At 53.4% G+C, this 25,280-nt stretch carries 21 protein-coding genes and 2 pseudogenes; 15 read left to right on the forward strand and 8 right to left on the reverse strand.

All coding sequences use genetic code 11. The features are described 5' to 3' along the window. The first annotated feature begins 109 nt into the window (after nt 1-109). Nucleotides 110-982: a DMT family transporter gene (locus tag ACN0V1_RS09720; protein WP_417544804.1), complete on the forward strand. Its 873-nt coding sequence runs from the start codon at nt 110-112 to the stop codon at nt 980-982. Nucleotides 983-1,034: 52 nt separating this feature from the next. Continuing rightward, a complete protein-coding gene (locus ACN0V1_RS09725; RefSeq protein ID WP_417544805.1) occupies nt 1,035-1,307 on the forward strand; it encodes a SelT/SelW/SelH family protein in 273 nt (90 codons plus the stop codon). Nucleotides 1,308-1,510: 203 nt separating this feature from the next. Here the strand turns inward: ACN0V1_RS09725 and ACN0V1_RS09730 are convergent, their stop codons facing one another. Both ACN0V1_RS09730 and ACN0V1_RS09735 read right to left on the reverse strand, forming a co-directional pair. After that, the gene (locus ACN0V1_RS09730; protein WP_417544806.1) at nt 1,511-2,368 is read right to left on the reverse strand and encodes an IS3 family transposase; all 858 of its coding nucleotides are present in this window, start codon (nt 2,366-2,368) and stop codon (nt 1,511-1,513) included. Continuing rightward, nucleotides 2,365-2,673: a transposase gene (locus ACN0V1_RS09735; protein ID WP_216008835.1), complete on the reverse strand. Its 309-nt coding sequence runs from the start codon at nt 2,671-2,673 to the stop codon at nt 2,365-2,367. Before ACN0V1_RS09735 ends, ACN0V1_RS09730 begins: the two co-directional genes overlap by 4 nt. 504 nt (nt 2,674-3,177) lie before the next feature. Between ACN0V1_RS09735 and ACN0V1_RS09740 the strand changes: the two genes are divergently transcribed. The 5 genes and pseudogenes from ACN0V1_RS09740 to ACN0V1_RS09760 all read left to right on the forward strand — a co-directional run. Next, a complete protein-coding gene (locus ACN0V1_RS09740; protein WP_417544807.1) occupies nt 3,178-3,858 on the forward strand; it encodes an SOS response-associated peptidase in 681 nt (226 codons plus the stop codon). A gap of 493 nt (nt 3,859-4,351) precedes the next feature. Further along, entirely contained in the window at nt 4,352-5,563 is a 1,212-nt protein-coding gene (locus ACN0V1_RS09745) for a hypothetical protein (RefSeq protein WP_417544808.1), read from the forward strand. Between the two features lie 41 nt (nt 5,564-5,604). Then, nucleotides 5,605-6,099, forward strand: coding sequence for a hypothetical protein (locus tag ACN0V1_RS09750; RefSeq protein ID WP_417544809.1), 495 nt, complete (start codon nt 5,605-5,607; stop codon nt 6,097-6,099). Next, nucleotides 6,087-8,036: a hypothetical protein gene (locus tag ACN0V1_RS09755; protein ID WP_417544810.1), complete on the forward strand. Its 1,950-nt coding sequence runs from the start codon at nt 6,087-6,089 to the stop codon at nt 8,034-8,036. The genes ACN0V1_RS09750 and ACN0V1_RS09755 overlap by 13 nt, the downstream gene beginning before the upstream one ends. A gap of 620 nt (nt 8,037-8,656) precedes the next feature. Then, nucleotides 8,657-8,914, forward strand: a pseudogene (locus tag ACN0V1_RS09760) (DNA ligase); the annotation flags it as partial. Nucleotides 8,915-8,933: 19 nt separating this feature from the next. Here ACN0V1_RS09760 and ACN0V1_RS09765 read toward each other — a convergent pair. Then, entirely contained in the window at nt 8,934-9,509 is a 576-nt protein-coding gene (locus tag ACN0V1_RS09765; RefSeq protein WP_417544811.1) for a substrate-binding periplasmic protein, read from the reverse strand. A gap of 183 nt (nt 9,510-9,692) precedes the next feature. On the opposite strand from ACN0V1_RS09765, the gene ACN0V1_RS09770 reads away from it, so the two are divergent. From ACN0V1_RS09770 to ACN0V1_RS09795, 6 genes are all read left to right on the forward strand, one after another. Continuing rightward, nucleotides 9,693-10,016, forward strand: coding sequence for a hypothetical protein (locus ACN0V1_RS09770; protein ID WP_417544812.1), 324 nt, complete (start codon nt 9,693-9,695; stop codon nt 10,014-10,016). Beyond that, on the forward strand, nt 10,016-10,528 hold the full coding sequence (locus ACN0V1_RS09775; protein ID WP_417544813.1) for a hypothetical protein: 513 nt from the start codon (nt 10,016-10,018) through the stop codon (nt 10,526-10,528). The genes ACN0V1_RS09770 and ACN0V1_RS09775 overlap by 1 nt, the downstream gene beginning before the upstream one ends. Nucleotides 10,529-10,829: 301 nt before the next feature. Continuing rightward, entirely contained in the window at nt 10,830-11,408 is a 579-nt protein-coding gene (locus ACN0V1_RS09780; protein WP_417544814.1) for a porin family protein, read from the forward strand. 132 nt (nt 11,409-11,540) lie between these two features. Next, on the forward strand, nt 11,541-12,902 hold the full coding sequence (locus ACN0V1_RS09785) for a glycine cleavage T C-terminal barrel domain-containing protein (RefSeq protein WP_417544815.1): 1,362 nt from the start codon (nt 11,541-11,543) through the stop codon (nt 12,900-12,902). A 19-nt stretch (nt 12,903-12,921) separates the two neighbouring features. After that, nucleotides 12,922-13,851, forward strand: a complete 930-nt coding sequence (locus tag ACN0V1_RS09790; protein WP_417544816.1) for a methylenetetrahydrofolate reductase — start codon at nt 12,922-12,924, stop codon at nt 13,849-13,851. Further along, nucleotides 13,832-15,568 carry a formate--tetrahydrofolate ligase gene (locus ACN0V1_RS09795; RefSeq protein WP_417544817.1) on the forward strand — a complete coding sequence of 579 codons (1,737 nt, stop codon included), beginning with the start codon at nt 13,832-13,834 and terminating at the stop codon, nt 15,566-15,568. Before ACN0V1_RS09790 ends, ACN0V1_RS09795 begins: the two co-directional genes overlap by 20 nt. Here the strand turns inward: ACN0V1_RS09795 and ACN0V1_RS09800 are convergent. Continuing rightward, nucleotides 15,560-16,684 carry a GlxA family transcriptional regulator gene (locus tag ACN0V1_RS09800; RefSeq protein WP_417544818.1) on the reverse strand — a complete coding sequence of 375 codons (1,125 nt, stop codon included), beginning with the start codon at nt 16,682-16,684 and terminating at the stop codon, nt 15,560-15,562. The two genes, ACN0V1_RS09795 and ACN0V1_RS09800, sit on opposite strands and share 9 nt — an antisense overlap. Nucleotides 16,685-16,819: 135 nt before the next feature. Between ACN0V1_RS09800 and ACN0V1_RS09805 the strand changes: the two are divergent. Then, nucleotides 16,820-16,921 (forward strand): annotated as a pseudogene (locus tag ACN0V1_RS09805) (L-serine ammonia-lyase, iron-sulfur-dependent, subunit alpha); the annotation flags it as partial. A gap of 60 nt (nt 16,922-16,981) precedes the next feature. On the opposite strand, the gene ACN0V1_RS09810 reads toward ACN0V1_RS09805, so the two are convergent. Next, nucleotides 16,982-19,552 (reverse strand): GcvT family protein, encoded by a 2,571-nt coding sequence (locus ACN0V1_RS09810; protein ID WP_417544819.1) that lies wholly within the window; start codon nt 19,550-19,552, stop codon nt 16,982-16,984. A gap of 388 nt (nt 19,553-19,940) precedes the next feature. Between ACN0V1_RS09810 and ACN0V1_RS09815 the strand changes: the two genes are divergently transcribed. Then, on the forward strand, nt 19,941-20,723 hold the full coding sequence (locus ACN0V1_RS09815) for an ATP-binding protein (RefSeq protein ID WP_417544820.1): 783 nt from the start codon (nt 19,941-19,943) through the stop codon (nt 20,721-20,723). An 8-nt stretch (nt 20,724-20,731) separates the two neighbouring features. Here ACN0V1_RS09815 and ACN0V1_RS09820 read toward each other — a convergent pair whose 3' ends face one another. The 3 genes from ACN0V1_RS09820 to pdsR are packed head-to-tail and all read right to left on the reverse strand — an operon-like array spanning nt 20,732 to nt 24,824. Then, entirely contained in the window at nt 20,732-22,039 is a 1,308-nt protein-coding gene (locus ACN0V1_RS09820) for a DUF3422 family protein (RefSeq protein ID WP_417544821.1), read from the reverse strand. A gap of 19 nt (nt 22,040-22,058) precedes the next feature. Beyond that, complete coding sequence (locus tag ACN0V1_RS09825) at nt 22,059-24,119, reverse strand: ATP-binding protein (protein ID WP_417544822.1); 2,061 nt, start codon at nt 24,117-24,119, stop codon at nt 22,059-22,061. Between the two features lie 3 nt (nt 24,120-24,122). Continuing rightward, nucleotides 24,123-24,824, reverse strand: coding sequence for a proteobacterial dedicated sortase system response regulator (gene pdsR / locus ACN0V1_RS09830; RefSeq protein WP_417544823.1), 702 nt, complete (start codon nt 24,822-24,824; stop codon nt 24,123-24,125). Nucleotides 24,825-25,280 lie beyond the last annotated feature (456 nt).

Consider the following 25,280-nt stretch of genomic DNA (forward strand, 5'->3'; position numbering starts at 1 on the left):
CGCAAGAATCATCCATGGTTGCGCAGAATGTGACAAGTCTTGCCCTCTCCATCCCCTTACTCTGTCCTTGTCGTTTGGTTACGTGCAACTTTTTTCTGGAATACCTGCCATGCCTGTTTCTGCTCATTATGCTCTCACGGTGCTGATCTGGGGCCTGACCTGGACAGCTATTCGCTTGCAGGTAGAGTCGGCGCCGGTTGATATTTCGGTGTTCTACCGTTTTCTCATTGCCTCTATTGTGACCCTGGCGGTGCTTGCGTTGCTGCGACGCCTGCAGAAGCTGAGCCTGAAGCAGCACAGTTGGCTGGTGCTTCAGGGGCTTACCATGTACAGCGTGAATTTTCTGCTGATCTATCGCGCTGCGGAGTCGATGACCAGTGGCCTTCTGGCGGTGGTGTTCTCGCTGGTGGCGCTGTTCAACGCGGTTAATGGTTGGTTGTGGCTAAGGCTGAAGCCCGTCGCCCGACTGTACCCGGCCGTGGCACTGGGTATAAGCGGCGTCGCGTTGTTGTTCTGGCATGACCTGCAGTTGGGTAACGCAACCGGCGCCAGCATACTGTTTGCCGCTGCGGGTACTTTCTGGTTTTCCATGGGGAACCTGGTGAGCATAAAGGTGCGACTGGCAGAGATTCCCCTGTTGGTCGCCAACGCCTGGGGCATGGTCTACGGTGCCTTGATCCTGGGTGTCTGGTGCCTGATTCAGGGAGTGGAGTGGGTGGTGCCCACGACAGCCACCTTCTGGGGTGCAACCGTGTTCCTTGCAGTCCCCGGGTCCATCATCGCCTTCTATTCCTACATAACTGTGATCCAGATCCTGGGCGCTGACAAGGCGGGCTATGCAACGGTGCTGTTCCCGATCGTGGCCTTGAGTGTGTCCACCTGGCTGGAGGGCTTCGAGTGGACTATTACGGCGGTGGCGGGAGCGATGTTGGCCATACTGGGAAACTACGTGTTGTTTCGTCGACCCGGTCAGAAGACCTAGCGTCTGCCGTATACTGCGGACGAATACACTCGGGAATTAATGGGCGAGCCCAATGACAAACAAAGTTGATATTCATTACTGCACAGGGTGCCGCTGGCTGCTTCGTTCGGCCTGGATGGCACAGGAACTGCTGACCACCTTCGAAGGCGAGCTGGATTCGCTGGCATTGCATCCGGGAAGCGGTGGAATTTTCGAGGTGTGGGTTAATGAAAAGCGGATCTGGTCCCGCAAGGAGCAAGGGGGATTTCCGGAGATCAAGGTGCTCAAGCAATTGGTGCGGGACGAAATCGACCCTGAACGCTCGCTCGGACACGTGGATCGTTGAAGCCCGGGATCAATGAGTCAGCCCGGGCTCTCCTGTTACGGGCCTGGCGCCCTCAGAAGGAGTGATCGATGAAAGGTGAATGTCTCTGCGGAAACGTGAAGTTCGAAATTGAAGAGGAGATTCGAAATTTCTATCAATGCCACTGCTCGTTGTGTCGAAAAGTTACTGGATCTTGGTCTTACCCACGAAAAGTAGACACTCGGTTATGCGCATCTGCGCTCATATTCTACCGGGCTGATATAGCCCAAGGCAGAGTGTCTTCTCTTCCGGTTATAAAACACTTCGATGTACTCGAAGATAGCCGATTTGGCCGCCCTGATCGAATCGAAACACTCGGCGTAGATCAACTCAACCTTGAGCCGGCTGAAGAACGATTCCATGGGGGCATTATCCCAACAATTTCCCTTCCGGCTCATGCTGGGCACACAGTTCCAAGAGCGCAGGTAATCCTGATAGCCCGTTGAACGGTATTGAACACCTCTGTCCGAATGCACAATCAAACCGGGAACCACCTCGCGGCGTCCATAGGCCATGCTTAGGGCATCTGTAATCAGCTGCTCCGTCATGCTCGTATCCAATGACCAACCAACGATCTGACGCGAGAACAAGTCCATCACCGTCGCCAGATACAACCATCGGTCGTTGACCCAGATATCGGTAATATCGGTGGTCCATTTCTGGTTTGGTCGCTCGGCAGCAAACTGACGCCACAACAGGTTGTCGGCGACATTGTTCATCGCCTCTGACGTGCGGCTATATTTAAAAGCCTTGCCATTGCGAGCGCGAATAGACTTCTCCCGCATGATCCCGGCCACATAATTGACCGAACAAGGAACGCCGGTTTCGGTTAATTCCCTGGCAATGCGGGGGGCTCCGTAGCGCGCCTTGAAGCTGGCATACGTTTCCATGATGGCTGACTCTACCTCGGCCCTTCGCTGATCCTTCAAGCTTGCAGGACGCTGCTTCCAGCGATAATAGCCACTGGCAGAGACCTGCATCACCCTGCACATAAGCCGCACGGTATACCACTGACGAAACTGATCCATCAGCGCGTACTTCACTCTTGGGACTTCGCGAAGTACGCAGACACCTTTTTTAGGAACTCGTTCTCCTTCTTCAGGGTATCCATTTCACGCCTGAGCTTGCGCATGGCTTCGCTCTCGGCCTTGGAATAATCGACTCCACCAACCGAATTGAACTGCTTGTCTGATAGTCTCTTGAACTGCTGGCGCCAGTTGTAGATCTGACCGGGATGAATCCCCAGCTCGCGTGCCACAGCCGCAGCTGTGTTATCTGGTTGATCAGCTCTGCGAACGGCTTCCCGACGAAACTCTTCGGTATAGGCCTGGGTCTGTTTGCGACTCATAAAACACCTCCGTGCTAGGGGCTACCCTAACTATAGAAGGTGTCTACTGTTCGTGGGTAACTCGGATCTCTAACGCCAGGTCGCAATTTCAGCATTCAGAGATTCCTCTCAAAGTCGTTCTCGCGGAATCCATGGCGAAAGAGTTGGACTGCAAAAAATGGCTCTATCACCCAAGGATGGCTAACTATCTTGAGTCACACGATCGTAAAGTGGAGAAATCCAGACATTGGGAAGATTTACCACAGTTCCAGGTCCAAAAACAGAACCATCAACCATCTCAAGTAATTCCTTCGGTACGGAAATCAGTAGATTCAGGAATGTATCGAAACGACCGCGGTGAATACCTGTTTTATTGTCGACGTTGTAATCATCAGGTTTTTCTAAATGCTCAACAATGCTTTTGTGAACTTTGCTCTGGTGTCATGTATCGAATCCATCGAGATCAGGTTAATGCCCGTAATCTTTGATTTGCTCGGTAGCTCGTTCTCATAGAAGGACAGCGTTATGTGTGGCCGCTACAACGTAATCGACGACCCTTTAGTACAGGATCTTTTAGAAATCCTGGGCATACCTATACGCGTTCAATCCCGCCTCAACATAGCACCAGGTGCAAAAGGCCAGATCGTCTACGAGACAAACCAGGGCAGAGCCCTGGAAGACGCCATCTGGTCACTGCTCATCGAACCCAAACCCGATGGTAGAGGCTATCGCCCCTCACCAAAATACAGCACCTTCAACGCCCGATCGGGAAGCCTGGGCACCAGCCCACTCTGGAAAAAACGGTTTCACTCCCAGCGGGCCATTATCCCGGCCAGTGGATTCCACGAATGGACCGGGGAAAAGGGGCGCAAGCAGTGCTACAACATTCATCCCGTTGATAGCGCCATCGCGTTTGCCGGGCTTTATGAGTTCTGGGATTTCCAGGGTGATATCGTACCTTCGTTTACCATCGTCACACTGCCGCCACATCCGAACTTCAGGCACATTCATCCGAAAAGCATTCCGTTGATGTTGAGACCGGAGGATTTTGAACTGTGGCTGGATCCTCAGCTGACGAATACCGATCCGTTGCAGCATCTGCTCAAGACGAGGATAGGTGGGCCACTCTCCGTCGAGCCGATAAAGTCTCCGGAGAAACTTGAGATAGCGGGTGAGGTCGAAAAAATTGAAGCGGACGATGCCTGATCAGGAGTGTGGTAGTGCAACCATAATTTGGCCGCGCCTTGTAACCATAAACTGGCCGGGTATAGCCTAGATATGGTGTTATCGATGCGAAGTGTGATATCGAGCTTATTTAAACAAAAGCGAACATTCGAGTCACGGCACTCTCCTGAGAATTCAAGTCGAATTACAGCCATTTCATCGAGTATGATTGACAAAGCAAATTGCAGACTCAGGATGATTACATGGCAAGGTTGTCCGTACTCGGCTAAGCTACTGATTTATCAATTCGAGCGCAGGCACGGCGACGCTTTTTTCTACGGCTTTGCTTTCATTATGAAGCCGAACACGCTGCCGACTTCATACGGCAGCGCACGGGTACTTTCATCCAATCTAATTTGGAGGTTCGGCATCGGTGACAAAAGTAATCAGTTAACTGCGACTCCAATTGCCGATAATAATAGTTAAAATTTAAATTTGGATGTAAGCGGATAGGATCTATCTATCATGGAAGGTTATGCAAATTTCAACAATTAATCGCGAAGCGTCGGACAAAACAAAGGGCTTTAGGCTACAAAAGCTGCGGGCGGCTAAACTAGCGCTAGAAGAAATAGAGAAAGGTAGTTTTTCTAACTTCTACATAGCCATCGAGCAGGGAGAGGATGTTTCTAAGATAACACCGGACGATTTAGGCGAGGAAGAATATTTTGAGGAGGATAAATACTATCCTGACTCAAATTTCACCATTAATTCCCATCCAGTTAAAAACACACTTGTAAGTTTTTTTGATCTTTACCTACAAAGATGGAGAGAGAGCAATAATATCTGCTTTGGTTTCTACACTACGGCTAATATTGGTAAAGAGAGTGCAACAAAATTATCAGCAGAGCATAAAATTAAATTCCCAAAAGAGAAAATACTAGATCTTATCCAGAGCGATGATATTGATGATTCGGTAGTTGATATCATTCATAAGATTTTAATTGTAGAATACGAAAAACAGTACAAAGATAAAGAGACAAGTGGAAACTTGGATATATTGAAGGCTTACGATAAAAAGTCCTTCAAAAAATTTCTTAAATCAATCCGATGGTTTTTCGGCGATGAGGATAATGAGGCCCTAAAAACATCTGCTTTAGTGAAGATCAAAAAAAGCCAATTTTTCAACTTTAAGCTCGAAGGGAAGGAGTCTTATATTCTCTCGGAAATTCTAGAGTGGATCGAGGAGAGGCAGGACAAAGCTAATTATAGCGAGCGGTTCATTGACAAGTATCAAATCGAATTGATCTTCAAAAAAGCAGAGTCGTATGATGAGGCAATAAAAAAAGATCCCGTTTGGAAGAGCTGGGAATCTATAGAAATACCCGATGATACGCGGAATTTGAAAGAAAAAGTTTATTCAGTATGTGGCTCATTTGATAAAAAAGAAATTAAAAGACTGACGCGGCGTGCCTGCGCTGCAAAAATTGAAGAAAGTGATTATGGAAAAGATTATCTTTCTTTGAAATATAGAGTTTTGGAGGCATGCGAAGAGATTATTCATAGCAAAGTTTCTTCTAGTGACATAAATCAGGAAAGAATTTCTCAGATATTTGAGGAATTGAAGGAAAAGTCCAAAGAAAGTATCGAGGAGCTTAAGAAGGATTTCAATTATCCTATCAACAATGCACATTCAATTAAAAGCATTGTATTAGATTTGTTTGATAGTTGTTATCTATCTTTCGACTAACTATGAGTGAAAAAATAGAAAATAAAAAGCGGATTATGTATATGTCTGGAGAAGATTTCTATTTCTTTACATATAACATTCTCTTGATTTTAAAAGAACTGGGATGCACAGATGGTCGAGTGTTCAAGGACTACCGTAAACTTCCATATGTGGTTGATGTGATTTCCGATCAGCATCTACTGAATATCTTAAAAAGAAATAATTTTGGAAGAATTAAGAGTCCTGTAGACAGAAGGCATCTAATAAGCTCTTACACAAACTGTAAGATTAAGACGTCTGAGTATTTAAAGCTTCTTTTTAGTTTAGAGAAAAAAGGATTAATAAAATTAAGTAGCAGCAAAAAAAGCAGCCAAATAGATGTTTCGTTGAATAAAGAATCAATTGCGAGAGAGTTCTTTAAGTCAGAATTCTTTGACAAAGAAAGAGAAAATATTTCTACCTTGAAGTCTGAGGTCCAGAGAATGTCATCTATAAACTTTGATACGCTAATTGACAAGTTATATACAGCTGAAGCGGATCACAAATGGGCAGTTTAAGAATAAATTCGGTCCTTTATGAGGGCAATGATTATTACTATCGATCACCTCGATTTGACAAAAATATTGTCATTATTGAAGGGCAAAATGGTAACGGAAAGTCTACCCTCTGTAAGCTGATATATCATGGCTTCGGTGGCGCTGTTGATGAATTCAAGAGAACCTCCAAAGAGCAGCACCAGGAGATAGTGCGAGATAAAGATAATTATGTAGAGTTAGATATCTCAATTGGCTCAGCTGGTTACCTCATTCGTAGGCTGATTAATGACAATGAAATTACTCTTACACCTTACGGCGTAGCGCCGAATAAAGATGGTGAAGAGGAAATTATTCTGGCGACCGACGACACCAGAGTTTTGCCTATTAACCGAAGTGAGAAAAAGCCCTTTACATTTTCAGATTGGATTCTTGAGAAATTAGATATCTCCGTCATCGATCTAAGTTATGGGGCAGCTAATTTTAAAATTAGATTTAATGATCTTTTCCGCTTGATGTACCACGATCAAAGTCCAGATCCAAATTATATTTATAAAAAACCCGAGTCAGAGAACTATGTTAGTGACTCAATAATGATTCGAAAGGTTATTTTCGAATTATTGATGGGCGAGGCTTATTCAGATTATTACGAAGCGATTTCGAAACGGAGAGATATCGAGAAGGAAAAGGTCTCTTCAAAAGCGATATTTGATGAATATGAGGCTATTGCTAGAGAGCTTCGCGGTTCTTCCGAGCCAAAAAACTTGACATTTTTGCGAAAAGAGATTGAGAATAATGATCAAACTCTAGAAAAGCTTCACTATTCAAGAGAAGCGCTAAAAAAGCCAAGAAGAACTGGTGATAACTTTAATGAAGTAGAAAATATAAAGAATGAAATACTTAAAAACGAATTATTACTTGGCGACAATAAAAAAGAGTTGCTAGACCTCTACAGAGAAAAATCGAGATTGATCGAGTTGAGATCAATAACAAGGGTTGAGGTTGAGCAAGTAGCGAAAATTATTCATACACATAGCCAGCTCAATCTCTTTTCGGCTGACACGTGTCCTTATTGTCTTTCAAAAGTCGATAGGCCAAAAGACCATTGTGTATGTGGAGCCCCTATTCAAGAAGCTCAGTATGAGAGATTTTTTTATACTGAGGCCGAATACAAAGAGCTTTTGAAGACTAAGCAAGCATCATTTAAGTCAATTGCAATTGCTTTAGAAGATTGTAAGGAAGATGAGAAAGAGTTAGAGGAGTCATTAGAAGAGATTGAGAGCAATATTGATAAGTTAAAGTCAAGACTGGCGAATCAGCTGATTGAGGTAGATTACGACACGAATATCACTGCTATGAACGATATCGATGACCAAATTTTGGAGTTAAGAGAAGCTAATGCTAAGTTAATGCAGCTGACTGATATCGAAATAAAATTAGAAAATTTAGATAAAAAGTACGAAGCAATATCAGACGACCTGAGAGAAGCTAAAAGAAACGAAAAAAGACTTGAGCTAAAGGCCCAGGAAGATATAAGCGCAAAGGTTACGAAGTTCAGCTCAATCTACAACCAATTTATGAAAGAGACTTTACCAAACTGTCGTAGCGCTAAGATTGATCCGGAAGACTATACTCCAATAATTAACGATTTCGAGTATAAAGAAGATAGCTCCCGAGTTCAAAAGCGGCTTATGTATTATCTAACGCTCCTGAAAATGAGCCTGATGCCTGAACAAAAGTCAGCATTTCCCCATTTCTTGTTAATAGATACTCCTGACACAGCGGGTATCGACAAGGGCAGGTTGATTCCCGCTATAGGTCAAATATCTAAATTTTCAGATGAGAAGCAAGATTTTCAAATAATACTTACCACAGGAGTTGGTATATACCCTCAAAGCCTTGATAACTTTGTGGCAGTTCGGCTAAGAGATGATGCGAAGCTGCTTAGCAAAAAAGGCTAGTTCTGGGACCATTTTACTAAATAAGGAGCACCACCACTTTCTGAATGAGGCCTATGTGATTCCATCTCAAATGCAATATGACAAGTGACTGTTGTCCGACGCTCCTACACTTTCGGTCTAGCACTCCACAGATCAAAGGCGTTATCCTCGAATCTGAATGTTCGCTTTGCGACCTCAGCGTACTTTGTTTCCGAATAGCGGAATGGGTAAGCCCCTATCTGAAAAGGTCTGCTTTGGGTTCAAACGATCAGTCGCGGCAGCGTAAGAAAGGTCCGCTTTTGAGAACAAAGCCTCGGCGACTGCACCGGCCTCTAACAACAGACTTTCCGAATTTTGCGTACCTTTCCTACTGTACATCTACTGCGCAGAATCAGCATTATGAAAACCCAGCCGGAAAATCATCCCAATTCCAGTAAAATCCGCTCGAAGTGATTCACATCCACCTGATTAGACATTGCCACATTGCCACATTGCCACATTGCTATATGGCTGAAAAAGTTCTGAATAGCCCTACCGGAAAGCGCACTCCCTTTTGCCCCATCTGCTGACAGATTTATTGTGCTTTTGGGGGTATTACAGCGAAAGTGCTTTGCTGATCTTTCCGAAGTGTTGAGCAGGCGGACGCAGAGGCCGTGGTGGTCGAACACCTGGCTGGCAAGGGTCGACTGACAGGCATGATGGGGGCCTTGAAAGTAGAGCTTCCAAACGGTCGCCGCTTCAGTATCGGAACCGGTTTCAGTGACCAGCTGCGTGCCCGGCCACCCGCTCGTGGAACGCGCATAACCTTCAAGTACTATGGTCTCACGGCAATGGGCCTGCCGCGCTTTGCAAGCTTTCTGCGAGTGCGCGACGACGAACCACCAGAGCCTTCGCCCTGATGGCTTTTAAATGCGTTCGCTATTGTCTGTAACTGTCTTCGATTTTATCCAGCTCGCCGGCTTTACGAGCCTCATCCAGGGCTTTTTGAAGGTCGGCAATAATAGTGGGATCGGTGTTGGTGCTGAACGCCAGATACATGGGCGTTTCACGGAATACCAGCACAGGCTTGAGGCCGGTTATTCCATGTTCCTCTCTGGCAACCAGCGGGCCAACCAGGCCATCCGTTACCCACAAATCTGCCTGCCCAAGCATCAGGCGCCGTGTATTTACATCACCCGAGACCGCTGTGATTACGTTGAAACCGTTGGCGATGAGGTAGTCAGACATGACATCACCCTTATAGCCGGCAATTTGCAGATTTTTTGCCTCTTCAAGGGAGTTCAGGCGGATGTTTGAATCCGGAGCGGCGAAAAGCGTCCATTTAATGGATGCCAGAGGCCCCACCCACTGGAATTGGCTCTCACGTTCATCTGTTCTGGCGGTACAGAACAGGCCGTGATTTTCGCGATCCTGAACCCAACTGTAGGCATAACTCCATGCCCGCATTTTCATAACGTAATCGTAGTCCACCCTGGGGAGGGCGGCTTTGACCATGTCAGTGACAAATCGTAGCAGCCTTCCAGATACAACGACTTTGTCTTCTGCGGGATCTGTGTACAGTTACGGATTCCCGGGCGTGTGCTAGAGTATTTTGGGACAGCCCATTGGGTTTGAATCAAACAGGCCTGTTCCAGGCCGTTGTCGATTGAAAATCAGAACCGAATCAGGAGACAGCTCATGGAAAAGCAAACAGCGAAAGATGATTATGATCGCGTTAAAGATGATCTGCAGGTGCTGCGTGAGGATCTTGCATCACTGACAAAGGCGGTTGCAGAAGGCCAGAAATCCAGCGCCAATAATCTGAAAGATGAAATCAGCCGGGAGACCCGGGCGGTTCTCGATCAGCTTCGCAAACGGGGCGACGCAGCGATTGCCCGTGCTACAGAAGCTGGCTCGCAGACCGTAGAGAATGTGGAGCACAAAATTGAGGAGCGGCCGTTTCTCAGTATTATCCTCATGTTCCTGGCGGGTATCATCGTGGGCAAAATGCTTGATCGCTGATGCTACCTGATTCTGCAACTATCCAGAGCACCCTTCGCAAAGCGGTCGCGGCTATCATCGGGATCGTGTTGGCTTTGGTGCTGCTTACGGCGTTATTGGTCACCGGATTTTATCTGCTGGTCAACGCCGCGACCTTGGCTCTGGCTCCCCTTGTAGGCGAGCCAGAGGCCATGGCGATCACCGGGCTTGCGTGCCTGTGCTTGCTCGCACTGTTCTTTTACCGCATGACCCGCCCGTCCAGGGCGCTTCGCAAAACCGAGGGCAACACTTCCGCTTCTGGTTCCGGCTCACCTATCGATGTATTACGTTCTCTGATTGCCAGCAATCCGTTGGAGGCTGCGGCGCTGGCTTTTGCGGTTGGCGTTGCAGAGCAGGGCGATCCGAGGTTAAAAAACCTGTTGCTTCAGGGCGGCATGGCTCTGATGCGTCAGTCTGCTGGTTCCGGCTCCCCGGTAACTGGCGATTCAGAAGGTGCGCCTGCGCCTTCTGCAGACAATACTTCCTCCGAATAGCGCGTTAGTTCCCTCCGGCAATAAGAAAGTCTTCTCATCTGCAAGCGTAAATCTGGCCTTCCGCACTGGCGAGAATGTTCAGGGTCTTAATTTATAATAATATGATTTTTAAGGTTTATTTAGGTTTTTTCTCTGGGAAAATTAAGAGAACATGAAGAGATTTTAGTCTGAATGTAACCCAAATCCGTGATCAGGGGCACTATGGTAGGAGCATGTGTTTCGGGGGCGGTGAATGAATAGACGTAGTCGCCTGAGGAACGCTTTGACGAATGGAATTCTTAACTAGCGAGGATAAAGCGTTATGAACTCTAAATCTCGTATTGCATGCGCCACGGTTTTGTCTGCGAGCGTATTCGCTGCTCCGGTAGCGTTCGCCCAAGGCTCTTATGATCGTGATGTCTCCGGCCCTTACATCAAAGGTAGTTACGGTGGCTATAAATCCCACGGTGGAGATTTCGACGACTCGAACGATCTCTATGGTGTGGGCCTCGGTTATCAGTTCAACGAGTTTTTTGCGCTGGAAGCGGCCTACATAGATTTTGGTAACTTCGGTGAAGATGACGCTAAGGGCAAGCTTAAAGGTGGTTCCCTCGTGGCGATTGGTCGTTTGCCGGTAACAGACAGCTTTGGTGTGTACGCCAAAGCCGGTGCCTTCGCGGCCGCACTTGACGTAGATGCGTTTGATGAGGATGAGACTTATGACGATGTAAGCCCCGTCATTGGTGCCGGTGTCGACTTTCGTATCACGGAGCACCTGACCACCTTCCTGGAATACAACCGCTATAACGTCGACATTGACGAGGACGACTTCAACGGTCAGTTGAACAACGACGGCCCGGAGTTCGATACCGCTCAGGTTGGGCTCAAGTTCCAGTTCTGATCAACGGGGAAAGACGGCCTGCGGTATCTCCCCTGACGTTTTTGGTTGTGCCGATGTCGTATTGGTTCAACCCTGTCGCCTAAAATACGATCACATTATAGCTATCGACAACCCGGTAAAGGGGAGATAGCAATGGCCGTTAAATTCGAAAAAGCATTACTGGATTATCCGCAACAACGGGCGGGTGCCGCCCGCCAGCCCGACAGTGTTGACCAGTCAGACCGTCGGGTACCCATCAATCTGCGTCAGTCCGGCCCTACGCCGGTGGAGATGCTGATTTCCACCCGGGTGCGCAAGTCGCCCTATTGGCACCTCGCTTTCGAGGCTGGCTGCTGGAGGGCGACTGTTTATAACCGCATGTACCACCCTCGCGGCTATGTTCGCCCCGAAGACGGCGGTGCGATGGTGGAATACGAGTCCCTGATACACGACGTCACCATGTGGAATGTGGCAGTGGAGCGCCAGATCCAGGTCAAGGGCCCGGATGCAGAACGCTTCGTGAACTACGTGATTACCCGGGACGCGACCAAAATCAAGCCCATGCGTGGCAAGTACGTCATCCTGTGCAACGAGGATGGTGGCATTCTCAACGATCCGGTATTGCTGCGGATCGCCGAGGATGAATTCTGGTTTTCCCTGTCCGACAGTGACCTGGAGTACTGGATGCGGGGCGTGAACATCGGTATGGGGTTCGACGTCAGCATAGCGGAGATCGATGTGGCGCCGGTCCAGATTCAGGGCCCGAAATCAGAGGCGCTGATGGCGGAGCTGTTCGGGGAAGGGGTGAAAGACATTCCTTTTTACGGGCTGATGGAAGGCCAGGTGGCGGGCCATGATGTAATCGTTTCCCAGACCGGTTTCACCGGCGAGAAAGGCTACGAGATCTATCTGAAGGAAGCCACCAAGTACGCCGAGGATCTGTGGTACACCGTGCTGTCGGTGGGTGAAGCTCACAATCTGCGAATCATTGCACCTGCGCACCACCGCCGGATCGCCGCGGGCATTCTTTCCTGGGGTCAGGATATGGATCAGGAAACCCTGCCGTTCCAGTGTGCCCTGGCGTATCAGGTGCCGCGTAACAAGGAAGCGGACTACATTGGCAAGCAGAAGCTTGAGAAGGTACGCGAGCAGATTGACGCCGGTCATCCGCCGTTCAGCCACATCATGGTCGGTATCCGCTTCGGCGGCGGCAAGGTGATCGATTACGCCAACGATTTCTGGCTGATCAGTGGCTCCGACGGCGGCGAGCCTGAGGGCTATGTCACCTCGCCCTGGTACTCGCCGGAATTGGAGACGAACATTGGCCTGGCCTATGTACCGTTTGACATGCGCGCTATAGGCACACGTTTAACGGTCCACCTGCCGATAGAATACGCCGCAGCGGATGGTTCAATCGATGTGGAAGCAGAGGTGGTGGAAGTGCCGTTTCGGCCATCAGTGAACCCCAATGCCCGCGAACGGGCTCGGGCGAAGGGAATTGACTTCGCAGACTAGCAAACGGGGTGCATGGCTTATGAAGCTGGCAAGCGAAAAGCAGGTAGTCAGTCGCCGGGATGCGGAGGCCGCAGCAAGGCTGCGGGCTCTGGTGCGCTCGGCCTCGATTGAGGCGACACCCCGCCAGATACTGACAGCGGAACATCTGCCGGACCTGCTGCCTGCGGGCACCTGTGTCTATGTGCCGTTCCTGCCCAAAGGGCGGTTCGGCGACACATTGGAAGCCTGCCAACGTCTGATTGATGTGGGCATGCAGCCGATCCCCCATGTGCCTGCGCGCATGGCTGAGAGCCGCGGGCAAATGCGGGACTGGCTGGCCCGGATGACGGAAAGCGGGGTTGACCGTTTGCTGCTGATTGCCGGCGACAGCGACGCCATTGCCGGTCCTTTCCCGGATACCCTGGCCATACTTGAATCGGGACTGTTAGCTGAGTTCCGGTTTCACGGTATTGGTGTCGCCGCCCACCCGGACGGCCATCCCATGGCGGACCGGGCCACGCTGATCCAGGCCCTTGGCATCAAGCGTGAATACGCTCGTACCACGTCCACCCGGCTCTGGGTAGTTACCCAGTTCAGCTTTGACCCAAACGCAGTCATCGACTGGCTGCAAAGCCTTGGCACTATTCTGGAGGAGGTGCCCGTCTACATCGGCATGGCCGGGCCGACGCGGGTGAAAACCCTCATGGCCTATGCCGCCCAGTGCGGGGTAGGGGCGTCTGCCCGGCTGATGTTGAGGCGCCCTGGCAGCGCCCGGCTGTTGCGAGCCTGGACACCCGACGCCATGGTGCGTGCGTTGGTGCGGTATTGCCTGGACAACCCGGATACCCTGCTGCGGGGTATTCACCTCTTTCCATTCGGCGGTCTGCGCCAGTCGGCGCAATGGATACAGGAACACAATGGGTCCGTTGAGGGCCAGAGGGGTCAGTTCCATGAGTCTTCAGTACAGTAAACTGACGCCCGCAACGCCTCCGGCGACAGAGTTTCCGCCGCCGGGCACTCCGGACATAGAAATTGCCCGCTCGGTCCAGCCCCAGTCCATTCTTTTGCTGGCACAACAGCGGTTCGGGCTGCCGGGGGAGAGCCTGGTGCCTTTTGGTCACTACAAGGCCAAGCTGGATATGGCCTATGTGGATACCTCTGACACCGCACCCCGGGGCAAACTGGTGCTGGTGACCGCGATAACGCCGACACCGGCAGGCGAGGGCAAAACCACCACCAGCGTGGGACTTAACGATGGCTTTAACCGTCTGGGTGTACGTTCATCCGTGTGCCTGCGGGAGCCGTCCCTGGGCCCCTGTTTTGGCATGAAAGGCGGGGCTGCCGGTGGTGGCCGGGCCCAGGTGATTCCGATGGAAGACATCAACCTGCATTTCAATGGCGACTTCCACGCCATCACGACCGCCCACAACCTGTTGGCATCGCTGATCGACAACCACATCCACTGGGGCAACGAGGCTGGGCTGGACTCGCGCTACGTAAGCTGGCGCCGGGTAATGGACCTGACCGACCGGTCCATGCGCAACATGGTGTGCGGCCTTGGGGGAGCATCCCACGGTGTGCCCCGGGAAACCGGGTTTGATGTCACAGCGTCGTCCGAGATCATGGCGATTCTGTGCCTGGCAGACGGGCGCGCGGACCTGAAGCAGCGGTTGGGTAACATCATCGTGGGCAGGCGGTCGAACATGACGCCGGTTACCGTGCGTGATCTGGGGGCGGAAGGCTCGCTGACGGTGCTGTTGAAAGAGGCGCTGCAGCCTAATCTGGTGCAGAGCCTGGAGCACAACCCGGTGTTTATTCACGGCGGGCCTTTCGCCAACATCGCCCACGGCTGCAATTCCGTCACTGCCACCCGCGCCGCTCTGGCGCTGAACGATGTGGTGGTGACCGAAGCCGGATTTGGTGCCGACCTGGGTGCGGAAAAGTTTATTGATATCAAGTGCCGGCACACTGGTTTGCGGCCGGACGCCGCCGTGCTGGTTTGCACCATTCGGGCGTTGAAGATGCAGGGTGGCGTCGTGCGCAGCCAGTTGTGCATTCCCGACCTGGCGGCGCTGCGAAAAGGCGCTGCCAATCTGGAGCGACACATCCTTAACCTGCGGCAGTTCGGGCTGACGCCGGTGGTATGCATCAACCGCTTCCCGGACGACACTGAGGAAGAAATGGCGCTGGTGCAATCCATCAGTGAAGAACTGGGGGTAAAGGCAGTACCCGCCGATCACTGGGCAGCCGGAGGCGAAGGCGCCACGGAACTTGCCCAGGTGGTTCTTGACCAGATGGAAGAGGGTAAGCCGGAAATCAACTTCCTGTATGAGGACAGCCTGCCACTGGCGGATAAAATCCGCACCATCGCGACCCGGATATATCATGCCCAAAGCGTGGAGTTTACAACCGTCGCCAGGCGGCAACTGGAAGAATACGAGAGTATGGGCTTTGGTCACCTGCCCGTGTGTATTGCTAAAACCCAGTACAGTTTTACAGTGGATTCGTCAATTAAAGGCGCGCCTTCTGGCCACATGCTGCCAGTTAGGGAAGTGCGTCTGGCGGCTGGTGCAGGATTTGTCGTAGCGATCTGTGGCGACATTATGACCATGCCGGGCTTGCCGAGACGACCCGCTGCGCTGGACATTGCCCTTGATGAAGATGGCCTGGTGGTGGGGCTAACCTGAGGCCGTATCTTCGGGTTGGCCCTCAAAGGTGCCGTAAGTGGGTTCGGTGCGGGCTCGCCTGAGCGCCTGGCGTGAAGAAGAGGGAAGGCTGGCCATGGTATCGGCCATGCCAGCGCCGTCTGCATCGCTGGAATAGACTTCTGTTCTCTCGTACTTGGGCGCGCGCCCCATGGTTTTCCGGTAGCAGCGGCTGAAGTGGGTGGCGGATACAAATCCGCACATGGAGGCGATCTCAACAATGGAGCTGGACGTCTGTTTGAGCAATCGACGTGCCCGGCTCAGGCGTACGCGCAGGTAATAACGCGAAGGTGTGCAGCCCAGATGTTTTAGGAACAGCCGCTCCAGCTGTCGCCGGGATATACCCGCCAGGGTCGCCAGTTCCTGAAGCTCGATGGGTTCTTCAATGTTCGCTTCCATTAGTTGGGCGGCCTCTGCCAGCTTGGGCTGTGCGCAGGCAAGTCTCTGGTGCAGGGGCATGGGTTGCTGTTCGCTCTCTTCGCGCACCCGGTCGCAGACGAACATGTGGGAGATTGCATTGCTGAGTTCCCGTCCATGCCGCCGTGCCAGAAAGGCGAGCATCATATGCATGGGCACGGTGCCGCCGGTGCAGGTCATGCGTTCACGCTCGACGGTAAACAGGCGGTTGTTGGTCTGAACGCGGGGAAATCCTTCCTGCAGCGCTTCCAGACATTCCCAATGGGCGCTGCAGGAGTGGCCGTCCAGCAGGTTGGCGCTGGCCAGAACATAGGCGCCCGTGCACACAGCCCCCAGTAACACATGGCGCCGGGCCATCTGTTTGAGCCAACTGACCTCCGTGCGGGAGAAGCTGTGGGTGACATCAATACCGGCAACTACGATGACCATGTCGAAACGGTGGTCGTCATGAACTGACGCGTCTGGCAGAAGGGTGATGCCGTCGCTGGCGCGGGCTGGCTCGCCTTCGGCAGTCAGCAGTTCCCAGGAATAGAGTTCGGTTCCGGCCAACTGGTTAGCCATGCGCAGTGGTTCAACGGCTGTCGCCAGGGCAATCAGGGTAAAGTTCTCGATCAGCAGGAAGCCGACCCGATAGGGTTGATCGGCGGGCCGGTTTAAGTGCGAGCCTGCTTCAGTGGTCATGCAACCCCCTCGCCCCGTCCGGGGCCGCAAATAAATGCAGTCAATAACCGGAAATACCGTTCAGGCTGCTTTAAATTAAACACTAGTTGGTGCACCGCAAGCGTGCAACAGTAGAGAGTGGATCTGATCTCGCCGTCACTGAGCGCCCTGGACTGGGTAAACCTCTACGCCCTGGCGGTGAATGAAGAGAACGCGGCCGGTGGCCGCATCGTGACGGCGCCTACCCACGGCGCTGCGAGGCGATGGCAAACATTACGTGTCGCTGGATAAAGTGCTGCACACCATGCGGGAAACCGCTCAGGATTTGACCCGTTCGTTGTCCGGATCATACAGCGCCCGGTAGCCCACCGCTTCGATCCGGATGGGGTAGTGTTCCTGAAAATATTCCAGGATCAGTTCCCGTCCTTCTTCTGCATACTCCGCCGGGATATAGCCCAGCAGGATGATCTGGCCCACCGATGGCCCCCAGGCCACGCTGGTGTTGTAGGAACGGCGGCCGTCGCTGTCCACCAGCACGTCGCCGGTTTGCGGGTCGAGAATGGGCCACTGGCCCACCGGGTAGCGCAGGGTGCCATTGGCGTCCCGGTGGTCCAGCATGGTCATGGTGCACAGGTAAGCCGCCTGACGGGGGCGCTCCCGCTGCTCCAGATAGGCGGCTTTGCCATGGAAATCCGCGTCTTTGACCTTGGGCCGCTGCAGTCCGGCTTCGTAAAGATTGTATTCGGTTTCCAGGTCCACGTTCTGCAGGCGCAGGCTTTTTTCCAGGCGCCGGGTGTTGGCGTAGGTTTCAATGCCCACCGGGATGACGCCGGCCTCGTAGAACAGGTCCCAGATCCGCAGGCCATAGCTGAACGGGAAGTACAGCTCCCAGCCCTGTTCACCCACGTAGGAAATCCGGAAGGCCCAGACCGGCACCCCCTGAATGTTCAGTTCCCGGGTGGTGGCGAACGGGAAATTGTCATTGGACAGTGATTCAGGGTCACTGACGAACTGCGCCAGGGTCTCCCGCGCCTTTGGCCCCCATAAACCCAGCGTGGCCAGTTCGTCGGTGCGGTCCTGCAGGTGGATATTATCGAGGCCCTTTTCCCGGGCGATACGGTTGATCCAGTAATGGTCCCGGTGGCCGGTGTCGCCGCCGCAGACCACGCGATAGCTGTTGTCGCCCCGTCGGATAATGGTCAGGTCAGAACGGATGCCGCCACGGCCATCCAGGAAGTGGGTGTAAACGCCTTTGCCATGGGGCGTGGTGCCGCCGACTTTGGCGACGGACAGGTACTCCAGCAGAGCTTCCGCATCGGCACCGGAGACATCAAAAATGGCGAAGTGGGAGAGGTTGATCATGCCCACCGATTCGCTCATTTCCAACTGCTCGGCGTTGGACACCTCCCAGAAGTGCCGCGCGTCCCACTCATGTTCCCGCACCGGAATGCGGTCGCGGTATTTCGTCAGCAGAGTGGGTTCGTTGGTGGCATAGCCATGGGCCCGCTCCCAGCCGGCGGCTTCCATGAAATAAGCCCCCAGCGCCACTTCCCGCAGATAGAATGGACTGGTTCGCATGCCTCGGCCCGTCATGTACGGCTCCCGGGGGTGAACCGCCGGGGTGTAGATTTTCTTGGCGGTTTCGTAGCAGCGGTTGTACACGTAATCCGGCGTTTTTTGCAGCGGATAGTGGCGGGCGATGTCGATGCTGTGTGGATCCACCTCCGGTGAACCGTGGGTCATCCAGTCTGCCAGTATCTTGCCCGCACCGGGGCCGTCCTTGACCCAGACCGCCTCGCAGAACCACAGATTGCGCACCTCCGGCGATTCGCCCATCAGTGAGCCGCCATCGGGGGTGACGGACAACAGGCCGTTAAAGGAGTGTTTTTCCTCCCAGCCCAGTTCCCCCAGAATTGGCGTCATTTCGATGGCCTTTTCGTAGGCCTCCATGACCTGATCCAGGGACAGATCCCGCATGGACGGCGACATCCGCGCATCGCCGGGTTCGGCAATGGCGCTGGGGTAGACCAGTCGCGGGTTTTCGGCCTCGTAGTAGCCCCACTCAATGCGTCCGCCCTCGGTGGTGGTGGGGTCGCCGGTATCCCGGACGTAGGCGGAGTTGCCCTGATCCCGGAACAGCGGGTAGACGATCTGTTTGCCGGTGCCGGCCAGTTCTTCACAGGGCCCGAAGAACAGCAGCGGATGTTCCAGCGGCATCAGCGGCAGGGGCGCGTTGGCGGTGTTGGCCATCAGCGGTCCCCAGATGCCCATGGACAGCACCACGTAGTCGGTTTCGATGTAGCCTTTGTGGGTTTCGACGCCACAGACCTGGCCATCTTTCACATCAATGCGGATGGCCGGAGTATAGGCAAACGCCAGAAGTTTGCCGGTGGCGACGGCTTCTTCCACCAGGTCGCCGGCTACTGCCTGCGAACGGGGTACCACCAAACCGGCGTCCGGGTCCCACATGGCGCCCTGAATGCTGCCTTCGTTTAGTAGCGGGAACAATTCCTTTGCCCTTTTGGGCGAGATCATACTGACGTTGGTGCCGAAGGCTTTTCCGGAACCCACCTTGCGGCGGAGTTCGTCCATGCGCCCGTCGTCATCAATTCGGGCTACTTCCATGCCCCCGCATTTTACATAGTTGCCTCGCTTCTCGTAGAAAGCCTGGCTGTATTTTGTGGTGTAAACGTTCAGCTTGTCGTGGGATGTGGTGAAGCAGAAGTCCGAAGCATGAGAAGTGGAGCTTATGTCTGAGGGAATGGCGGATTTCTCCAGCCCTACGATGTCGTCCCAGCCCTGTTCGATCAGGTGGTGGGCTACCGAGGACCCAACGATACCGCCCTGGCCAATGATGACGACTTTTGCACGTTTCGGTAGTTGTACCATCTTTGTTTCCCTTTTCCACATAATCTCGACGCAACCTACTCACAATATGTGATCGCGCTTCGCAGCATGGCCTTGGACCAATGTGGCTCTGATCGCCAGGGGGAGGTAAATCCAATACGACACCAAGCCGTCCAAAAACGGCAAAACCGGGCCCGCTGTTCAAATTACCCTGTTTTTTATAAAATATTTGAGTACAGGGTCCGCAATGGGGACACTGCGCGGAATGTTCGGATACGATAAACCGGTTTCAGAGCCAACCATGAACCGTCGTGGTAGGGAATCGTCCTCCCCGATAGCCCACCGGCGGTTTGTCCAGATATACTGAAGTTATGCCAGCCGGAAATGCACCGGAACGCACGTCTGTATTCAGCCGAACGGAAGAGAGCTTATGTCTGGAAACCAACCGTTTGACTGGTCATCCACCCCCGCCGCTGTGTGGCGCCGCCATCGCGCAGGCCTGCGTGCCGTGCGCAGGTTGGATCCGGTTCAGTGGGAATCTTTGACCGGCATTGACCGCCAGCAAAAAGCGCTTGCACGCAACACCGAACGTTTCCTGGCCGGAGAGCCCTCAAACAATGCGCTGCTCTGGGGCGCCAGAGGTACCGGCAAGTCATCCCTGATAAAAGCACTGCTGAATCGCTACAACGAGCAGGGCCTGAGAATCATCGAAGTGGACAAGGACGACCTGGTGAATCTGCCAGAGATTGTGGATGATATCTGCGATCTGTCTTATCGCTTCATCATTTTCTGTGACGACCTGTCTTTTGATGTGGGCGAGTCCGGTTACAAGGCGCTGAAAAGCGTGCTTGAAGGTTCGCTGGAGCTGCCGCCTGAGAATGTTCGCGTATACGCCACGTCGAACCGACGCCATCTGATGCCGGAATTCATGTCCGACAACCTGAAAGGCCACACTCAGGATGGTGAAATTCACCCTGCCGAGGCAATAGAAGAGCAGGTTTCTCTGGCCGATCGTTTTGGCTTGCAGTTGTCCTTCTACGCGTTTCCTCAGGAGGTGTATTTGCAGGCGGTGGATACATTGTTCCCGGACGTCACTGACCGGGAAAACCTGCACCGTGAAGCCATCCGGTTTGCAACCCAAAAAGGCGTACGTAATGGCCGCACGGCGCAGCAGTTTTATCGACAGTTCGCCGGAGATGAAAATATCCGTTGAAGCCGGTTTTACTGCTGCTTTGCCAGGCGCATAAAGTGGTGATGGACAAACCGTATGCCCAGATAGACCAGAGCCAGGGTGGCTGGAATGGCAACACCCAGAGCCAGGGATTTATTGAAGATAATGCCGGCTTCATAAATAGAGTCCAGGATCAATTTAAGTAGGCCGATCAGGTAATAGGTGATGGCAACAACCGAGAAGCCTTCAACGGTGTGCTGCATCATCAGCTGGATTTTTGAGCGCCGGTCCATGGAGCTCAGCAACTGCTGGTTTTGGCTCTGAATCGCCAGCTCGACCCGGGTGCGCATCATGTCCGAGGCACGATCCACACGTTTTGAAAGATCTTCCAGTCGCTCGCTGACGGCTTCGCAGGTCTTTACCGCCGGAGTCAGGCGCCGGGTCATGAATTCGGTAAGAGTCAGGTGCCCAGAAAGCTCATCTTCCCTGAGTTCTTCCAGGCGTGTCAGCACCAGCCGGTGGTAGGCACGGGTCGCCGAAAAACGGAAGGTGGCGTTGGCCCGGAAAGCCTCAATACGAGCGGCTATGTTGGTGAGCTGCGCCAGCAGCTTTTTTTCGTCCACATCATGATGGTCTGCCAGTGCCTGGGTGATGATGGCCAGCTTCTGATCCATATCGTTGAGCGATGGTGTGATCTCCCGGGCAACAGGCAGTGCCAGAAGAGACATCAGCCGGTATGTTTCAATCTCCATCAGGCGCTGGGTAAGACGGCCGAGCTGGCTGTCTGACATCTCGTGGTTCACCACCATAAAGCGCCCGAAACCATCAGAATGCAGCCGGAACGTAGCCCATAACTTTGCCGCGCCCTCCTGAGGGCTGCTGCCAACCAGCCGCAGCCCCTCGAAGTGTTTGCGCACATCGTCGGGATCGCCATCGGCGCCGGATTGTGCGGGTAGTATGTCGAGGTGGAAGGCGGCAACCACTGTGCCGGGCAGCTGTTCCAGCCAGCCTTTTGGCAAGGGGGTGATACCGGTTTCGGCAAAGGGTTCGGAGTCGCTGGCGCCGAGATTGATGAAAGTGTAAGAGGCGAACTCCAGATGCATTTCCCTGCGTACCCGCAGAGTGCCGAAGGTCTGCTCAAAACAACCTGTTTCCTGCTCCGGAACCGGATAGCCTAACTGGCGGGAAAGCGCTTGCAGGTGCTCGAACTGTTGTCGGCGTTGCTCCGGCGTGGTGAGCGCTGCAATGTGGGTGACCCGGGCAGAAGAGGGGAGAACCTGGAAAGGCCGGGAATGCAGCTCGTTGTAGAGATCGTCCCTGAGAGGGTGAATCTTCAGGGAGTCAATTAGCGCGCTCACGATAGGACGGATCCTGTGGTTAAAAATGGACGGGCGGAATAATAACCCGGAAACAGACACCGTCAACATCGTTGCGCGACTCATTTTCGGCTTCAACGCGCCCACCGTGAAAATCGGCGATCAGTTGGACAATCAACAGGCCTTGCCCAAGGTGGCCTTCTTCCTGGCCTTTCCGGACCGATACGAAGGGGCTGAAAATACTGGTGTCCAGATTATCCGGCAGAGCCGAGCCCTGGTTAAAAACGGACAGGCAGACATGATTCCCCATCTGTTCCACACCGATATGGATCTGACCATTTTGTGGCGTGAAATCCCGTGCGTTATCCACGAGTTTATCAAGCAACTGCACCATCAATTCCGGGGAGCCTGTCAGGTTGATGCCGGATTCCGGCCCGGTATAGTTAAACTGATGATGTGTGTCCAGGGTCTGGTAAGCCGCGGTCGCCTGGTTGATAACGTCCGCCAGATCGAATGCTTCCTTGTCGGCATGATCAAAGCTTTGCTCTAGCCGGGCCGCTTCGCTCATGCCATTGAGAATTTTCCGCAAACGCTCTGTAGCCGTAGTGGCACGGCCAATGTATTGCAAGCGCTCTTCTTCGGTGTCGCTGTGTGACAGGTTTTCCAGGGATGAGCGCACCACGGCTACGGGTGTTTTGAGCTCGTGGGACAGACGCTGTGAAAAGCTCTCGAGATATCGGTTATAGCCGTGCAGCCGGTCGGCCATCTGGGCAAAGTGGTTTTGTAGTTGCCCCAGTTCGTCCCGGGCTTTTGAGACAGGCAGCGTGCCAATAATCCGGCCGTCCTGATCGATGCTGACGCTGACGGCCCGCTGTAAACGGGCGATACGCCAGGACAGCCAGCTTGCGTAGCCCAGCAGTACCAAAGTCAGGCCTACGATGATAAGAATGCTACGGGCAATAACCGAGCCCAGAGTTGAGCCTGACAGCGTCAGCATCTGGTCCAATGATTGTTCCAGCACCAGAGTTCGGCTGCCGAACACCGGCTGGGTGGTCATGAGCCAGACGCTGTCATCTTCATGTCGGACAAGACCTTCGCGAGGCAGGATGCTCATATCGAGCCGGCTGCTACTGGCGGCCAGGATTGCAGGCCTGGGTTGATAGAACTGCACCAGCGCCCTCAGGGCATTGAGGCTGATGTGCTCAACAATCTGCAAAGGGCTGAGTGTCTCGAACTCTGGTTGTTCTTGCCGGGCAGGCGTTGACTGTTGCGCGACCACCCAGCCTGCCGGCTCAACCAGCCGGGCTATTTGCCCTCTGCTCATTCCCTGAATCAACTGGCGCTCAAGCTCGGGTTTGCGTTCGACCAGAATGGGCAATGGGTCCGTCGATGTGGATGTTTGCGCCGAATCCGGGCCGTCCTGCCATCGCGCGGCAAAACCCAGGCGGCTGCCTTGTGGCGGTTTGGGCAGTTCCAGTTCCAGCTGCCAGCCGCTCCCCACACTGTGCCAATAGCCACTGACCCGGTAATCGGGTTTTTGTTCGTTTCCGTTAGTGGTGTAAATCGTCGCGTAGACTTTGCCGGGTGCGGGGGTGCGGATGAGCCAGGAGGCAGGCTGGATATCCGCGTCCAGATTTTTGTTCGGGGGCTCCAACCAGATCTGAAGCCGATCATGGGTCTGATCTGGCGCACCGGGGTCGAAGAACACGGGGTGGCGATTGCTGATGCGTATCAACAGGTACAGGTGGCGCTGATCGTTTGCTGCTTGCCAGTGCAAAAAAGGTTGGCCTGTCGCTTCCTCTGATTGATTTGAGCGTTCAGCAGATTGCCAGGGCTGGAACTGTTCCTCTTCATCGTAACCGGGCCAGTCGGCACCGTAACCATCCAGATTGAGAGGGCTGCTCAGGTGTTCGACATAGATGGCCGGTGTTTGAGGTGAAATCGCGGGCAGGCCGAGGCTCAGATCTCCGGCGGTTTTCGCCAGCCGCTCAGCCTGATCTTTCAGCTGCTGGAGTGCCTGTTGTCGCAGAGCCTGGTCCAGCTCCAGCACAAACTGCAGGCCGGCCCAGGGGATCAGCAGCATCAACAGGCTGGCAATAAAAAGCTGACGTTTGAGTGTCACGAATCAGCACTCACGGGCATTCCAGCGATAGCCCATACCGTAGGCGGTCTGGATGCCGTCGAAGGTGCTGTCGAGCCGCAGGAATTTGCTGCGTATGCGTTTGATATGGGAGGTCACGGTGTTGTCATCCAGATACGTGCTGGCAGCTTCCATCAGTTGGTCGCGGCTGCGAACGTGGCCGGGGTGCTGTGCCAGTGCGTGCAGCATCCAGAACTCGGTCACAGTGAGGTCTATTGCAGCCTGATCCCAGGCCGCGGTCATGCGATCAACGTTGAGGTTGAGGCGGCCACGATTCAGGACTTCATCGGGTTTCTGCAGAGCCTCTGCCCAGGCATCGGCCCGGCGCAGCAGGGCGGTTACCCGTGCCAGCAGGTGTTCCATGCTCATGTCTTTGGTGACGTAGTCATCCGCGCCGAGGCGCAGGCCGTGTACGGAATCAATATCGCTGTCGCGGGCGGTGAGGAAGATGATGGGCAGTGTTCCGGACAGCGAGCGTAAGTCCTGACAGAGCGTGAACCCACCTTCGGGCTCATCGCCCAAGCCAACATCAATAATGGCAAGGTCGGGCAGGCTCTGGCGCAGAACCTGCCACGCAGAGGAACGGTCACCGTAGGTGGATACGCGATAGCCACGGCGTTCGAAGGCGGCGCGGTAGTTGTCGCGGATGGCGGGTTCGTCCTCTATCAGGACAAGGTGTTTTTTCATGGTTCTGGCTGTTATCCGGGGGTTATGAGGCTCTATTTAAACACGGCCTGCCTTGAGAACAAGGTTAGCTTGCGGTGTTGTCATAATTCATCATTTTTTGTTCGCGGAATGTTTGATTCTGCCACGGGAGTTCCTTTTCGGATTGCTGAAATGGCGAGGTCTTATTGAATCGTGTAGCTAAAGGATCTTGCCATGATGTTTTCTGCCCTATCGTCGAAACACAGTGGTTCATCGTTTTGTCCGAGCCCGCCCTCCCGCGAGGTGGCACCCGCCTCCGAAACACGCTGTGAATACGTCCCTGTACGCTCGGCTCCGCCTCTCGCTGCTTCATGCTCCTGCGTCGCAGCGAGAGTCCTGGGCAGGCCATCCCTGGCCAGCCCGAGAAGAGCTTTGCGCTCTTCTCCCATGGCTCCGCACGGTTTCGGGAGAGGCCCCAGCCGCTCGGGAGGGCTCAGT

The organism is Marinobacter sp., from assembly GCF_048266785.1.
In the GTDB taxonomy this organism is placed as follows: Bacteria; Pseudomonadota; Gammaproteobacteria; order Pseudomonadales; family Oleiphilaceae; genus Marinobacter.